Origin of the sequence: Hoylesella shahii, assembly GCF_937990675.1 — a bacterium.
GTDB lineage: Bacteria > Bacteroidota > Bacteroidia > Bacteroidales > Bacteroidaceae > Prevotella > Prevotella shahii.
The window spans coordinates 1-15,868 of record NZ_CALKQY010000080.1 but is presented as its reverse complement, the minus strand read 5'-3'; the positions used below and the strand labels follow the sequence as shown (position 1 = coordinate 15,868).

Sequence of the window (15,868 nt, the reverse complement as noted above, 5' to 3'; positions counted from 1 at the left end):
CTACATATCGCTTAAATCAAGTTTCAAACTTGTGCTTATTCTCTCACTTTCGTTCTTTTCGGCTTGTTTTTGTGCCGGATTTAACGTTTGGCGTTCTGAATTTAACACTTTTCGTTCATTCTCTGCAATAACGTCACTTTCTGAAATTGCCTTATCATCATTTGGTTTATCGTCATTGTTGGCTTTCGTTTTAATCAACTCTGAAAGCGACAAACTTATAACATTGCTTGTCAAGTCGTTAGTATCGAGCGATACGACACCACTACACGCTACAAATGTGTTATCGCGTTTCTTGTCCTCAATTTCGGCCAGCCCCAACAAATGCGGTATCTTCAATTTCTCAACGCTGTCGGTTTGGTCTTTCAAATGATATGTGGGAAATTTACGCCAATCTTTCGGCGCAAAATTAAATACCTTGTCGATTGGGTGATTTTCAAAATTAACCTCCCACATCATCTTATACAAGTGTAGTTGTACTTCATAGTCGGGGTAAAATCCTTTGCGGCCGCTTTTGAAGTCAACTATTGCCGTTATTCGCTTGTCACTGCCTTTTGCCGCGGCCATAGTACAAGGGAGGTCAATCATCCCAGCATAGTTATATACAGGATGTACGAGCGCAATCTCAACCGCCAGCGGCCTAACATCGTAATCTAATACGAATTGAGCGAATGCCAACACGTCTTTTTTCAACTCGTCTGCATAATGTATAAAATCATCGGGCAAACGATTATACTCAATGTACTCGCGCAATTCGTCTTTAAGGCCATCCAAATCGTATGTGCGTTGAATAAGCAGCCTTTCAAATTGTGCGTGCATGAATGTGCCGTAATTGGCGCGCTCCATCTTGTACCGCTCGGCCTCGTCAAAACCTTTGTCCGCTATCCACTTCGTTAAGTAAGGGTTATTCGGCATCGTTTGGCTTAGAATGGTGGTAACGCTCGGATAAAATTGTGGTTCGCCATCCTCGTTAAAACGATAATAGTAACGATGCCCACTACTATTCAACTGGAATACTCTGTAAGGCGGCTCGACAAGGGCGTCCTTGTCAAAGAAAATACTTTTTATTTCCTCACTTGTCACGCCTTGGAGCAACTCAACCACTTGGCTTTTTTCTTGCTCCACCTCCACAAATGGCGGCAATTGCTCGCCCTGTCCACTAATTGCGCCCATCATGTTGGGCATGTTTTCTTTTTGTTCCATCTTTATTTGTCGTTTTGTTCCTCAATTTCTGAATTTACAAAGGCCATACCCACACAGCCAATTACGGCCAATATGAGCAGCCCACCATTAAGCGGCGATAACAATACGCACAATGTGATAAGTATATACAATGTACGTTTAATTATCTGCAATTGGTGCGCACCGCACACCACATCGCACACTTTCTTAAATAGTTTATTCATCGCTCAAACCAAACAAGAAATCCGCAGAGCATTCTAGTTCCTTGCAGATAATCTGCACCCATTCGGGAGCGATGTAACATATACGGCCGCTTAGTAACTTGGTCATATTGACTTGTTGAGAAGAGGGCGTACCCTTTGGCCACAGCTTGGCAGCAAGGTCTTTTTTGAAAACCTTTTTTCCATTCATTTCAGCCTTTACAAAGGCTTTTTTTAAATAAAAATCTTTCCTTTCCATATTCTTTATTTATAAAATTTACAACCACAATCACGACACTCGTACAACTCCCATTTTGTGGTAATTTCGGGTTCTATATCGCGGTCGATTTGGTGCGAGGTGTACTCGCCATCAATCACATCGCAATCGCCGCCACATTCGGGGCATATACCATCGCCCATAATGGTGCAGCGCATCAAATTTGCGAAATCTTCACAAGTAGGCTTACTTATGCCTATTTCTTTGAACACTCCACAAACCAAAAGAAAAGGGGTGTTTTCGGCGATGTTGTTCTTAATTTTTTGCCCTTTGGAATACTCATCGCAAATTGCGCCAGTGTGTAATAAGTAGTCGCATATTCTTTCATCGACTACATAATAAGGGCATTTTGCTCGATTGGCTAACGCCCTTAAAAATCTATCTTTATATATTCTCATCTTGTGTATATTAATTTTAGTTTTTGTGGCCAAAATCCGCCCTGCCATTGTTGACAACGGGCGGATTGTAATGTTTTTGGGGCTAATATCCAAATTGTGATGGTGTCCCCATTTTAAGATTTGTCACGCGCCTTATTAACTTTTTGCCTAGCTTGTAGCTATCACCACATATACAGCGGCCTACAAAACTATCAAACGATATATCTTGCCTGCCTATCGTTTTTGTGTCGCCATTATCTGATAGAATGGTATCGCCGCGCTTAATATCTGCTTTGTGTACCTCTTCAACATCACAATCAACAACAAATACTCTATTATTGTGCTTATAGCTGTATGTTATGTGGTAAGTATTCATAATTTTTTATTTTTAAATTTCTAAGTAACTGCTTAGCCAGTCGTGTCAACCTTAACACAATGCAAAGGTACTACTTTTATTTGAATTACCAGAACTTTTGCGCATTATTTTTAGCCTTGTTGTTATATTTTTCTTATTACACAACAAAATAAAGCCCCCATATCGTTTTACCAATATAGGGGCTTTTGTTATTATGCCTTTTCTACGAGAGCTATCCCGTACTGCCAAACATCGTAATGATAGTGGCAATACTCCTTTTTGACTATTTCACCCTCTCCGCTTTCGCGGTGGATAACGACTACTTCGCCATCTTCCAAGCCCTCTATTTGCTCGAAAATATCTTTGTAGTTTTCGAGCATGGCAAGCATTTCATCGAAGTCGCCTGCCGTGGCTAATGTGCCTTGTACGTCTTCTTGCGCGCAAAAATCATCAAAGGATATGCTTGTATAGTGGTCGTATTCGTCCGTTGGGTAAACGTCATATTCGTCAAATGGCGAATATGTGCGGCCTAGGTTCTCAAAGAACTGCCAGCCATCACGGCTGCGCAATGTTACTATTTCTAGGCCATTCTTTTCGGCCATTTCCTCGGCATCTTTGAAATTTTCAAAGCCTACAATGGCTTTGTATATTCCCCTAGGATAGCCGTTTGAACCCTGTGTTACCTCTACTAGTTGCAAATTGTTCTCTTCTGCCAATTTTACGAAATCAAAACTTTTCATCTTTTTAATCGTTGTTTTGGTGTGAACCCACCTTTTTTATTTTTACGGAAACTGCCGTATCAGTTGTGTTGTTTATTAATCACATTGCAAAGGTACAAAGAAAAACTGAATTACCAAAACTTTCGGGCATAATATTTTAGATTTGCAGTGTTTTTAACTTCGTTTAACCAAAACAATAAAGCTTACTACTACACTTTTAAAAACTGGCCACGTATTAATGCAAAAAATGGCAGAGTATCTCTCGACACCCTGCCACCTAAACCAATTGTATGGTACTTACTAACCTCAAAAAACAAATAATATGAAATTACTTAATCAATTGTATGAACTCTATATCGGTAATTGTTGTATTTGGATTGTCACTAACCGCGTTCACCTTTCGACTTTTGATTTTATTCGTCCGCCAAAATAGAAATCGCTTGTATCGCACTTCTTCGATTATCCGTAACTTATCGTACGTTTGGAGCGCGCCGACAAACTGGCCTTTATTATTAATACAACCATCTAGCAAAAACCACTTATTGGCGGCCGAAAAACATCGCAAAGTGTCTACCTTGTAAATCGTATCACCATGAATATACACTATACTGTCACGCACGCGTGTGACTATTCTAGTAGTAGTGCGCGTATTCATGTGCGTAACACTTCCTAGATGTTTGTTTTTAACGTCCATTTCTTTGGCTAACTCGACATCATCGGGGCGATACTTTTTCAAGTCCTCAATCGTAAGCGTTAAGCCATGCACACGCACCGCGTTAAGGCTGTCATTGACCTTGTAACGCTCCACGCTTTGCATAAGCGCACCGACATTAGCACGCTGCATGCTTTCTTTTTGCTTGTATCGGCCTGCTAGCCGCCAACCAATACAATTTGCCACGATAAGGCCAATCAAGACCACCACAGCAATTAAATAGATATATTTTTTGATTTTAGCCATAACTTTACTTTTTAAGGAGGTGCTTGTATTCGGGAATTGCGTTGAAACAGGGGCAATCTTTCAAATACTCCCATTTGTCAATAATTCCGTTTCCATTCTTGTCGGGGCTGAAATCGCGGTGACCTGCGATTTTCTGAACATTTGGAAAACGCGCTACCAGTTGCGTTAAAAGCCACTCTAAGGCGGCCTTTTGTTCGGGCGTACGCGTATCGGCTGGCCTGCCTTGCGCATCAAGGCCGCCCGCGTAACATATTCCAATGCTTGGCGTATTGTAGTTAGGCGTGTGCGCGCCTATCTCGTTAAGATACCTGCCCACCTCTATCGAGCCATCCTGCGCTATAACGAAGTGATAGCCGCAATAATGGCCGCTCATTCGCTGCTTGTGGAAATCGCGCGCCTTGTGCCACTCGTCAATAACACGCACGTTGGCCACTACGTTTGCGCGCGTGGCCGTACAATGCACGATAAGATACTTTATTTGGCGGCCGCATTGCGCCGTCTTAATGTATTTTTCTAATTCTTCTCTGCTCATTTTACTTTATTCTTTTTGTCAAATTCTACTTCTTCGGGGTGTTCACGCTCGTACCGCTCAATTATCTCCTTAACATGTGCCGGCAATGCGCGTGTAAACTCAAAGCGGATAACGTGGTATATGATGTGTAACACCATTCGGCGCGGATAAGCGATAACTAAGTTTCTGAACGCATTCTGTATGTACACATATTCAAATATGTAGCTTAGAGTTTTAACGACAATTAAGGACACATTTTTATCACCCTGTAAACTCATAACCGTATATATTACGTATATGATTGTTACATATAGCAATAATTCGCCTAGCGCGTTCTTGAACTTGCTAAACGAGAAATTGCGGCATCGCTTAATGGCCACGCCGTCCGCTCGCATGCCTGCCCAAATGTTGAACCCAAAAACCAACACTAGCGCGTATATGTACGTACTAGTGGCTGTGTAGTACGCCAATATTGGCGCAATGGTGCTAACTATCAGTAGCCGCACTTGTTCTAACGTGAAAATCTTATCAAACATAATTATAGTATTGTAGTTACGTATATTATTGCAAACGCTGTTACTTCACCAATGTAATACGGCCTAGGCAATTTCAATATGTAGTATATGCACCATAGCGCGATAATGCCTATTATTGGAATTGGGTGAAAAGATAACGCCCATCCCATGCCGCACACTAGTGCAATAATCGCCCCTACGCTGTGCATCCTCTCTACCTTGTAGTGTGGCGATATTGCCACCATCATAAGGCCAAACACGGCGAACAACGCTAGAAATTGAACACTTCCACCCTTGTCGAGCATAGGCGGCAATAATAGTCCACCGCTTACGGCTATGGCCGTGGAAAACGCCCACGGCCACTTACCTATATAATAATTGTCACTTACGTACTTTTTAACGCCGTAAGAAAGTGCCATAATGATAAGATATGCACTTAGTATAATCGCACTCGCTATCGCCATGTTACAAAGTTGTTTTTAGTTCGAGTTTCTTCGGATAACCTTTCTTGTAGTCGTAATTGTTGACTTCCTCGACCGACTTTAACAAGCTAACTGCGTGGATGTGCGATTGTGTGCAATTGTAGGCATCATAGGCGTAACGGCCTACTTCATCCAACAACCTCAAAGCCAAGTCGCAATTTACTTTCAGCTGGACACCTTGCAACCATATTTCACAATCTTGTTTGCCACTTGCTTTAATCAACTCTATGGCCTTGCGCGTGCCAATGCGGTCTTCGCGGTTTATCCACGCGTTAAAGCCATCGAGAGAAAAAGAGTTGACCTCTGTCGATTTGTCATACTCTCTTATCTCTTCAATCTTGGCGGCAATAGCCTTTCTTAACTCGTCTTCTACGGTCTGCATAGGCTCAACAAATTGTGTGTAGCCTGCTTTTTCGTACTGCTCGGCCGTTGGGTTTAAAACCAACATGCCATCTAACTCAATTGCTTTTGGGGCAAAGCTGCCCTTATCATCTACGTATCTCATAACTTATTCTTTAAATTCGCTCATTGGCCTAATTCTGTCACCTAGATTTTGGAAATTATGGTCTGTACGATATTTCTCAACACTTCCGTCCGGTACATACAATTTCCACGTGTTGTTTACTAATGCAAAATCAAACAAATACTGGTTGTTTGGAGCATTCTTCTGTGGAACTTCAATGGAGTGCATTTTTACCCACTTCAAGTTTTTACATTCCCAAATTGCACCATGCCCCCATTTAAAGTTTTGTGCAAGAAATTCAATTCCTGTTAATCCGGTTTTGTAAATTGATGCTCCACTAATTTCAATTAGACTACTTGGAATGGTAATTGTACCTCCTAGATTTGGGCAATTATAGAAGTCCTTTATAATATACTTCAAGCCTGTAAAGTATTTTATTTCTTCAAAACTTCTTAGTTCCGTTGAACCGATAAACAAGCCACCTGTTAATGTTTTATTCGCGCTCGGCATCCGCTCTATTGAGCGTATATTATTAATAGATAGATTTTCTAACCTATCTTTAAAAACCATCTGTGCGTGAGGGTCTGCAAAGTGCATTTCTTGTTCTCCCCATGCTTGTCGCATAAATCTTAGCCTTGTCAAACTCATATTTTTACCCCCCCCCGTTTACATTCGTTAACAGACTAAGGAGCAAAACAAATAACATTCTTATCATACTTTTACCCTTTCTTTTATTTAACCCTACCCCATTCAAAGACTTTGTTTGTTGGAGTTTTTTCTAAGATTTTCGTTGCGATAAATTCGGCTTTCTTTCCACGTGGAACATATATATTTAAATCTCCGCAAGCAAATGGTGCAAAACCACTATTAAAAGACGTTATCACACTAGCCAATATAATGGTTTGCAAGTTAGGTGAATATTGCGCAGTACGATTTAATCCCATTGACCATGCACCACAATGAAATACCGATTTAGGTAATGATATTGAAACTATTGTTGGCGCATATTTTATGTAATTTTCGGGTATTCTCTGTATTGGCCTGTCTGCCTTTACTTTCCAAACACCATCTTCAAATACATGTGCCAATATCTTAATATCCCTGTCACCTCCGTAATTATTCAATATGGCCGCGTTATCCGACTTGTTATTATCGGTGGTGGTGTACCATATCTCGTTATCGGGCTGTACCGAATAATTAACACCATCAACACACAACATATCGAGGTCGTTCCTCATCATCATTATCCGCCTGTGCATTACTCAACCTCCCCCATGATAATAACGTTATTGACGATGCTAGCTTGGTAGCGTTTGTTCGCGCGAACTGGCGTAACATAATTGTTGTACCACTTCAATGTAGCGGGCAATGATAAATTAGTAGGCGTGGCAGGCGATTGGAACTCAAAAGCGTATTCATTAACAATGTTAGGAACTGCCGCGCCTAGCGTTAATCTTAGTTGAGCCACTTGCCCCCAAACGTGCATTGCATTAGGCGTGAGCGCAAATGTTGTGTCGGCTGTGCCGTGGTTGACAAGTCTTAGCCAACCAGTGTCGCCCTTGTCGCCTTTTTCTCCTTTTTGGATAGTTTTTGCGTGGTCAACGGCCTCCTGTATCTTCCTTTTTGCATCATTTACGAGTTCGTCAAAATTGCCGCCCTTACCAACTTCCACCCAATCGCTTTCGTTGTTTGAAAAAGTGTCGGCATTACAATAATATAATGTGCGTTTGTTCGTAACTTCATTAACAAGACTAATAAGCATTACCTTGTTCCTAAACTCATAGCTGTCGCCAATTTGGCGCAATACCCTATCAATTGTAGTTACACCACCATTGGGTGAGCCATTATATACGTCTACCACACTTCCTAAGCGCGATTGTAATATTTCAAATGGCTTACTTACCATTTCAGACCATTCAGACCACTCGCCACGATTAACTACACCACCTCCATAGTTATCTAAGCCATAATATCGCCAATACCTGCGCGGACTACCATTAATTTCACTACTATTGTAGCCACCCTTTACTTTTAGTTGTGTTTCAAAGACTTCAATAAAAGTAAAACTGCTTAAATTGCCGTATATGCTTAATGTTCCAACAGCGCGGCCGTATTTGCTTAGTACAACAATACTTGCATCTTTGTTGTTCTTCAAGAACTTAACAGCTTCTTCCACAGACGAGGGAAACGTTTTAAGCTCCTCGATTGTCATTGTAGTTTTTTTCGTAGATTGGAGATTTACCCAATCATTAACATCAGCACTCCAACTACCATTTTTATTGTAATACATCACATATTCGTTAGACGATTTTTCAATAAATTTTATCGTCAAACCGCCCTTTCTGTAAGTTGGCGGCACTTTCGCAATTGCGGCGGCCAACTCAAAGGAACTATCGGCGTTAAGTGCGCTCACGTTAATTTCTGAAACGTATTCAGAGGAAACAAAGCCGCTTGTGTCTACTAGCAATACTTTGTTCCATCCGCCGCCATCAAAGACTAACATGGCCACCTCACCCTTATGCAATTCTAACCCACCATAATTGCGGTAACTTCCGCTTTCGGTTGCGAAATAAATGCACTTTGCCGAGGTGTCGGGCATTTGGTTAGCATCGGCCAAACCTTTAATATTGTAGTCACTGCCGAATGTGTCAACAAATCTCACTAGGATGTTTTGTAATATATCTCCCGTTATTTCCTGCCGTCCGTTATTCTTGATAACATTCTTAATGGCATTCTTTAAAACATCGTACTTATTCATATCTTCTTATTTTTGTTTTATAATGTAATTCGTATTGTCTACATTATTCAACTTCTCGACCTGCATGTTGTCGAAATAATTGATAGTTTCTAACTTGTCGTTTGTCACCAGTGCCACGCTCTGCCCCGCTGGTATAACTCCGACAATCGGCACTACTTCACCATTTATTAAGTAAACATCGGCCGTTACCTTGACATCGTACACTAACGAAGTATCTGCGGAAATTCTTGCAAAATCATTCTTGTACACGCTAAATTCCAATATAACATTTGCCATGCTAACGCCGTTATCCGTGCTGAAATCGTTGTTGAAATCGCCATTAAAATCACCACCTTTCAAAACGGTTTGGAAACTACCTATTTTTTTTGCAATCGTGGCCGTTTCAAATTCAACCTCAACACTTGCCAAATCTCCTTGTGTCTGCCATTTGGTCGACATTAAGAACGTATCGCAATCGTATTCACGGCCTACTTCATCAGTGATTAGCACGTTATCGGCCATTCTAATGAAACGCATGGCATCGCACAGATATTCGGGCGCAATGAAAGTGAATTTGTACACTTTTTCAGATAGTTGCTTTTCGGGGAAAAAGTAGCCATCGCGCGTTTCACCCTCTTCGACAAACTTATATTCAGGCTTACCAATCTTTGAATTAAGATAAACCACATTGTGATATTTTAGCCCTGAATAAACTATGCGGCCATCCTCCAATAAGAAATCCTCGTTATCCCACCATTCGACCTTTACATAGCCATCCACAGAAGACACGTTTGTAAGCATTTCGCTACACCACGTGTCCACACCATCGGATATTTTAATGTAAAATATTCCTAGGGGTACGTTGATGTTCAAAGGCAGATACGCTGGATATACTATTACGTCATATCCATACAACTCGAAAGGCTTAACAACTAGACCCAAAGAAATAATATCATTGGTTATATCGCTTACTAACTCGCCATCGCGCGTGTATAATTCTACACTTCCTATATTGTCGTTTCGATGTGGCCTTACGATTTGAAAGGGCAAAAGCATGCTGTTAGGGCTGAACAAATTGTATATTGCCCCAAACGCATAGCTTTTGTTATGGTTCAACCACTCTTCTTCTTTTTGGAAAGCGAGTGGTGTAAAATTATTATTCTGTATCATATTTCAGAGTTGCCTTAATCGTCCTGCTACACAAATTTACGGATATTTTTTCAAATTGCCCATTGCCTAGTAACGTTTTTACCAATTTCTGCGGGTTTGGGTCGTAAAGTCCAGTTGGGAAACTGATTGTTTGTTTCTTTTTCCTGTCGACTTTAATCGCGTGCGTGTATTCTTTATTCATAATTATTAACCTTGCAGGTAAATCGTATCTGTAAAATTTTTCTTGCAAGTAAACAAACGACATATAGCCGTTTTGCAAGGCATATTTAACATTATCAATTTGTTTCGCGTAAAAAGGCAATTCGCGCAATCCATCGACTACTTTTGCATCGACCACGGCAAAGGACATCCACCCATAACAATGGAACATAATGCTATCTACATCTTTTGGCACGTCAATTAACACTTCTTGCAATTCATTAGATGCAAATAAGCGAATTAATGTACCCTCATAATCATCACCGCGACAATACACAGGGGACAACCAAAGACCAGCTTGCTCGACTCCGTTCTCCACATGTTTTTTTACATACATTTTCAGTTTAATGCGATGCCCCCTAATGCCTTTTTTGATATGATATTTCTTATCTGCACGCCCGTCTTTCTTATTCTGATACTGCAAGAAATAGCCGTTATAGTCGCTTTTCGTGGCGGTCGCCTGTACGGCTGCCATTACGACAAATCCGTCCTTGCTTATGTTCTTTGGGTTTAACATGATTAAGTCCACATCGCTCGAAAAATTACCAACATTAACCTCTTCAATCTTACCCTTTTGAACGTAATTGCTTTTTATTTCGATTGGGAAACCATCAAAAGGCTCGGTGCAATCATCCATCCACTTAAATTGATAGCGTTCGGCCATATCGAATTTGTCAAATGAATATTCGCCACGTGCGAAACTCCACGGCTTACCATTGCGCGCGTTTTTCAACTGCGTTAAGTCGTAACCTATCTGTGCTTGTCCGTTGTAAGTTCCGCCATTATTGAAATAGCTAATGTGTTCAATGTGTAGTTTTTTATCTTCAATAAACCAATAGCACCGACAAGTGTCACGCAGCATATTGAATAGCATTTGTAATGTACACAATGCTTTTTGCGCTGGGTCTTGGTATTCGCTTACAATTACGTTACTTTTTGGCGTAATAAACAACCTTTGTTCTTGTCTTGTAATCGGATTTACCTCGCCATAAAGAAACTTTGAGCATGTTTCGTCACTCACAAATCGCACGTCACTAACTTTTTGCAATAAAACGTCAATGCAACTGCCCAACTCATAGGCGTCCTTTAACTCAATATCCGCGCGGCCGTCTTCCTCTGCAAGATTGTCCTCAAACTTGAACTTGAACCAAAAAGAAAGCATATCCCACGTATCTTTACCAATTGGATAGTACTTTTCGCTATAATATGGCGGCATGTAGTATAGGCCATCTTCTCGCTTTCCGTACTCTGTCGGCTCTTTGCTCCCCCTTGACGTGGTAACGATATTGCCCATATTGTAGCCAATTGCGTAACGATAGTTACGATTATTCTCCACTAAATCATCATCGGCAATTTGGTAAGTGTCTTTATCTAGAATTTTTGTTTTGTCCAACAAAAGCCTTGAAAAAACACTTACGTTCTTTATCTCGACCTTAACGGAATGTGTTACAAATTGGTCGGGCTTTGGCTTATTACCAACATTATGTACACCATCATTCTCAACATTAGAGTATATGAGTTGCTCAAATTTAACTTCGCCATTTTTTAAAACGCGGATGTAGCTAAAATTTGTCGCTCTGTTTATGCTTAACTCTATGGTGTATGTTGCATCGTCAACCCTCACTAACTTGTGTGTTGTGTTATTGCCGTTATTCTGCGTGTCTGTAAGATTATAAGTGCCGTGATACTCTGACGTGTCTTGCCCATAGCCCACGCCAAAAACGGCCGCCGTTATTTTCTCGTAAGTTTTCGCAAAATTGTACTTCCTTATCAGTTCGTTGATATTGTCCACACGCTGCTTTACTTCCTGCTGCCAATTTGACCCCGAAAGGAAACAAGAAACGTACTTATCGCCTTTCTTGTAGACTTGGATTAATGGCCTTTTTGTTAATAACAAGTGTTCAGTGTGTGGGGCAAGTTCAATAAGATTGTACTCTTTTTCTAAGCCTGCCAATACGTCTGTGTACTCGTCTATGATACTGGGTTGAACGCTTAACACCTTATCGAACTCATCTATAACACAATCGGTGCGCATAAACTTGCCATTCCAATAATTAGTCCATGTTTTGCCAAAATCGTTAGACTTCTTAATAACGATGTTGTAGATTGTATCAAATGGCGCATTCATTATCAATTCGTAATCTTTTCGCAAGAACGTAAGTTTGCCATTCAGTTTTTTGCGAAAAAACTTTTGTCCGCTTTCTTGCTCGAAATCTATGCTCAAATCGTCCTTATAAATTGGGGCGGTCGCGTGTTCAACTGCGTCCGTCCCCAATCGTAGATAAAACTTATATATTGGATTTATCATTTTCTTATAATTTTACGTGTCAAATTCTTGTACTGAATAATGGTTGAGCCGTCCGTATTGTTGTAAATCCTGCGTTCGTTCTGCTCACGGATGCCCCGAACGTTGTCGCTTAGTTCGCTTAAATTCGGCTCGCTCTGTTTCATCGTTATTTCAACCCCTCGGCCTGCGAATGCGTTTGAAAAGTTCTCCTCAAACGTGCCGTTGTTAAGCGATTTAATCACATCAGGAATAAGCCTGCGATAACGTTTGGAATTGCGTTTGTTAATAACTGCGAAAAACTCGCCGCCCTCCGCTCTGCGTTTCGTTCCATCCTTTTTTGTGCCTAAATCAACATCGTTTCCACTCTGATGTGAGCCGCCCTCCAACAACTCGACAGTACCCTCGCCGTAACTCTCTGATTGTGAACGTGTCATTTGCATTGCCTTTATTTTGGCGAAAGCGAACGAACCCCACATAACGGCTATTGCTGGAATAGCCCAAGGAAAGCCTAATTGCGACCATATTGTTGACGTGGCTGTTACTAAGTTTCCTATCTGTTGTAATGCTTGAATAGCTGCTTGTGCCTTTTGGGCTTTCTGCTGTTCTTTAATTGCCTTTTCTTGGTTTCGTTTCGCCAAATCTAACTCTTTTTGTGCATATTCCACATTAGAGGCATATCCGTTGGCACGTGCCTCGCGCTCGGTATCTAACACCTTTTGGGCATTGTTCACCCTGTTGTCTGCGCGCTTTACCTCTGCATCAGCGGCGGCCACCTCTGCGGCTATCCATGTGTTAAGGGCATCCAACGCATAGTTTAGCGATGTGTCGATAGCTTCTTTTTGTTCGTCTGACAAATTAAGCCCTAACATGCCATAAATAGAGCCACTTTGCTCCTTGCTCTTACTCTCGCCTATCTCTTGGTTTATCTTCTCAATTGTGTTATTAATGGTGGCTATCTCAATATCTGACAATTGAGTACCCGCAATTTTGTTCAACTCTAAAATCTTTTGCAAACGCGCTTTTTCAGCCTGTAAGCGAAATTGCGTTTTGCGCTCCTCTGAATTTTTGAGTAGTTCAAATTCACTATCTGCTAGTGCTTGTTGTTGGTCAAATATTGCTAATTGCGCCTTTATATACTCATCGGCCACACCTCCGCGCTTTGCATCGAATTTCGCATTAATATCGCCAGTATCTTGTCTTTGGTCTGTCGGCTTGGCCGCATTTTCTTTTAGTGCCTGTTGCCGCTCATTCTCGATTAACTCTAACTTCAATTGCTGTTCTTGCTCACTGCCTTTCTTCACGGCATCTAAGCGGAGTTTAATGGCATCGGCCTGCACTTTCAACATATCCGTTTCGTGCTTTTCCTCCATATCCTTTAACACTTGGTTTTGCTTTTCTTGCAAAGCCGCAATCGTGTTGGCAATATCCGTGCGCCGCTGCACCTCGGTAGACTTCAATAGCGTTAACGAGTGCTGCAAGTCCTCTACTTGTCGAGTGTAGTAATATTCGGTGCGCTTGCGCTGCTTGTCATAGCCCTCTTCCAATAGGTCTAACTCTGCATCCTCCGCTTTACGTTTGGCGGCTAGCGTTTCTTGATACGCCCTTTCGGCCGCCGCGGCCGCCTTTTCGGCGGATTTGTCCACTTTCTTTTTATTGCTACCTGTCGGCGTATAGTCTGTAATGGTCTTTGTTTTCTCTGGCTCTACATTCGTGGCTGTCGATTGTGGTAGCGCAATGTTATTCAATTTATTGCCGCTCGTGGCAGAGTTGAAACCATCAATAAATGCCTTACCAATATTCTTGCCTGCGCTTATAACATCATTATTGACTTCATCAGAAGTTTGTTTGACGGCCTTTCCAAAGCTAAGAAGACTATTCTTAAAGCCATTCGTAATGCTATTACGAATACCATCCACGCCTTTTTTTATCTTGTCAAAATCGAAGTTGACAATACCCTCCATTGTTTCGCCGAAACCTGCAAGCACACCCATTACGGCCTTGAATGCGCTTTGAACGCTCGTAACAAACGCATCAAGCAGACGGCCAAACCCTTTAAACATATCTATTACAAGGTTATTCAGCAATCGGCCGACTTCAAACAATATTTTGAACTGCGCCACAACATTAGCCACGGCCAACCTAACGGCTAGGCTTTTATTGTATATGTTGATAATCCAATTTACAAGGTCTATGCAGCCCTTAACGATAGCCGTTAACCACTTGGTAGCAATTAGCTTGGCTTGGTCGACAACGCCCTCAAATCCTTTGTCCGTAACGTCAAATAATGCGCTCATAGCATCGTTAAGTTCGGATGTGGCCTTTATCTGCTCTTCTTGCGCTTTGCCCCACTCGCCTGTTTGCTCCTTGGCCTTGTCTATACTGGTTGTCATCGTGTCCAACTGCTCAATTAACTTTATGCCTGCATCCGCGCCGTTCTTTCCGAATACGTTTTTTAGAACTGCGCCTACCTGCGCGCTGTTAGCACCAAAATTCTTCATCTTGGTGCTAACCTCCTGTATAACGTCAAACGTATTGCGTGCGCCTGTGGCTAGGTCTTTTTGAACTTGGTTGACATCCACGCCAATATCTTTCATTGCGCTCTGCGTGGCCGTACTCATTTCACGGATTTTCTTAGACGCCATTGTGATAACCTCTAAGCCCTTATCACTAAAAATGCCGCTGCGCGTTTGCGATAAGATAGCCACCATTTGGCTAGCACTTATGCCCGCATCGTGAAATGTGGCCGAATAGTTCTGTATCTTGTCGAGCATATCCCCCGACAAGTCCGCGCCACTGGCATAACCATCCTCAATAACTTTTAGGGCTTGCTTTGCATTAAGACCGAAATTAGACATAAGCACGTCAACAGATGCTAGGGTATCTTTATAATCGTGTCCCATAACATCCGCACATGCCTGTATCTCATTGCGCACGCTAATTAGTTCCTTGCCGCTTAGCCCCGTGAACTCCTTAGTTAGTCGAGTGGCCTCTACTAAGCCTGCGTTATAGTCGTACCACCACTTAAAGGCCGCGCCGGCTGCCGCTATTCCTGCAATACCTAAAAAAACGGGGTTGGCCATCAACGTTAATAATGATGCCCCCAACGCCTTAACGCCGTCACCAATGGCGGCTAATGCGGTCTTAACGCCGCCGCCGCTCTTTCCCACCTCGATAAGGCTTTCGCCAAACTTATTGTTCAGCCCTAGGGCGGATTTAATTTTTTCCTGATACCCCGAAACACCGCCGCTTATGCTCTCGAATTGCTTGCCGAAATCGCCATAATTGCCAACATTAAGCTGGTGTTTGCCTGTCACTTCCTGTAAGCGTTTCATTTCCTCGTAAATCTCGGCCGTTTGCTTTACAAGTTTGCGCCCCTCCTCGGTCTGTTCACGCTCCGCGCGTGTCATGCCGTTGAGGTATATTTTATTGATAGAATATTG

17 protein-coding genes are annotated in these 15,868 nt (G+C 41.9%); all 17 read right to left on the bottom strand.

Annotated elements, in window-relative coordinates; translation table 11 throughout:
- Positions 1-1,200: a PD-(D/E)XK nuclease family protein gene (locus QME03_RS11480; RefSeq protein ID WP_281724447.1), complete on the bottom strand. Its 1,200-nt coding sequence runs from the start codon at positions 1,198-1,200 to the stop codon at positions 1-3.
- A gap of 2 nt (positions 1,201-1,202) precedes the next feature.
- Positions 1,203-1,403, bottom strand: a complete 201-nt coding sequence (locus QME03_RS11475; protein ID WP_281724446.1) for a hypothetical protein — start codon at positions 1,401-1,403, stop codon at positions 1,203-1,205.
- Complete coding sequence (locus QME03_RS11470; RefSeq protein WP_281724445.1) at positions 1,396-1,638, bottom strand: hypothetical protein; 243 nt, start codon at positions 1,636-1,638, stop codon at positions 1,396-1,398. The genes QME03_RS11475 and QME03_RS11470 overlap by 8 nt, the downstream gene beginning before the upstream one ends.
- 5 nt (positions 1,639-1,643) lie before the next feature.
- On the bottom strand, positions 1,644-2,054 hold the full coding sequence (locus QME03_RS11465) for a hypothetical protein (protein ID WP_281724444.1): 411 nt from the start codon (positions 2,052-2,054) through the stop codon (positions 1,644-1,646).
- 82 nt (positions 2,055-2,136) lie between these two features.
- The gene (locus QME03_RS11460; RefSeq protein ID WP_281724443.1) at positions 2,137-2,409 is read right to left on the bottom strand and encodes a hypothetical protein; all 273 of its coding nucleotides are present in this window, start codon (positions 2,407-2,409) and stop codon (positions 2,137-2,139) included.
- A 191-nt stretch (positions 2,410-2,600) separates the two neighbouring features.
- Entirely contained in the window at positions 2,601-3,128 is a 528-nt protein-coding gene (locus QME03_RS11455; protein ID WP_281724442.1) for a hypothetical protein, read from the bottom strand.
- Positions 3,129-3,435: 307 nt separating this feature from the next.
- Positions 3,436-4,065: a DUF6549 family protein gene (locus tag QME03_RS11450; RefSeq protein WP_281724441.1), complete on the bottom strand. Its 630-nt coding sequence runs from the start codon at positions 4,063-4,065 to the stop codon at positions 3,436-3,438.
- A 4-nt stretch (positions 4,066-4,069) separates the two neighbouring features.
- Complete coding sequence (locus QME03_RS11445) at positions 4,070-4,597, bottom strand: N-acetylmuramoyl-L-alanine amidase (RefSeq protein ID WP_281724440.1); 528 nt, start codon at positions 4,595-4,597, stop codon at positions 4,070-4,072.
- Positions 4,594-4,785: a hypothetical protein gene (locus tag QME03_RS11440; RefSeq protein WP_281724439.1), complete on the bottom strand. Its 192-nt coding sequence runs from the start codon at positions 4,783-4,785 to the stop codon at positions 4,594-4,596. The genes QME03_RS11445 and QME03_RS11440 overlap by 4 nt, the downstream gene beginning before the upstream one ends.
- 329 nt (positions 4,786-5,114) lie before the next feature.
- The gene (locus tag QME03_RS11435; protein WP_281724438.1) at positions 5,115-5,555 is read right to left on the bottom strand and encodes a hypothetical protein; all 441 of its coding nucleotides are present in this window, start codon (positions 5,553-5,555) and stop codon (positions 5,115-5,117) included.
- A gap of 1 nt (position 5,556) precedes the next feature.
- Entirely contained in the window at positions 5,557-6,078 is a 522-nt protein-coding gene (locus tag QME03_RS11430) for a DUF4376 domain-containing protein (RefSeq protein WP_281724437.1), read from the bottom strand.
- A gap of 3 nt (positions 6,079-6,081) precedes the next feature.
- Positions 6,082-6,684 (bottom strand): leucine-rich repeat domain-containing protein, encoded by a 603-nt coding sequence (locus QME03_RS11425; protein ID WP_281724436.1) that lies wholly within the window; start codon positions 6,682-6,684, stop codon positions 6,082-6,084.
- Positions 6,685-6,767: 83 nt separating this feature from the next.
- Positions 6,768-7,280: a hypothetical protein gene (locus tag QME03_RS11420; protein WP_281724435.1), complete on the bottom strand. Its 513-nt coding sequence runs from the start codon at positions 7,278-7,280 to the stop codon at positions 6,768-6,770.
- A gap of 14 nt (positions 7,281-7,294) precedes the next feature.
- Positions 7,295-8,794: a hypothetical protein gene (locus tag QME03_RS11415; protein WP_281724434.1), complete on the bottom strand. Its 1,500-nt coding sequence runs from the start codon at positions 8,792-8,794 to the stop codon at positions 7,295-7,297.
- A gap of 6 nt (positions 8,795-8,800) precedes the next feature.
- Positions 8,801-9,943 carry a hypothetical protein gene (locus QME03_RS11410; RefSeq protein ID WP_281724433.1) on the bottom strand — a complete coding sequence of 381 codons (1,143 nt, stop codon included), beginning with the start codon at positions 9,941-9,943 and terminating at the stop codon, positions 8,801-8,803.
- Positions 9,930-12,449, bottom strand: a complete 2,520-nt coding sequence (locus QME03_RS11405; protein ID WP_281724432.1) for a hypothetical protein — start codon at positions 12,447-12,449, stop codon at positions 9,930-9,932. Before QME03_RS11405 ends, QME03_RS11410 begins: the two co-directional genes overlap by 14 nt.
- Positions 12,446-15,868, bottom strand: a 3,423-nt coding sequence (locus tag QME03_RS11400) for a phage tail tape measure protein (protein ID WP_281724431.1), incomplete at its 5' end; no start/stop codon positions are given. The genes QME03_RS11405 and QME03_RS11400, both read right to left, overlap by 4 nt.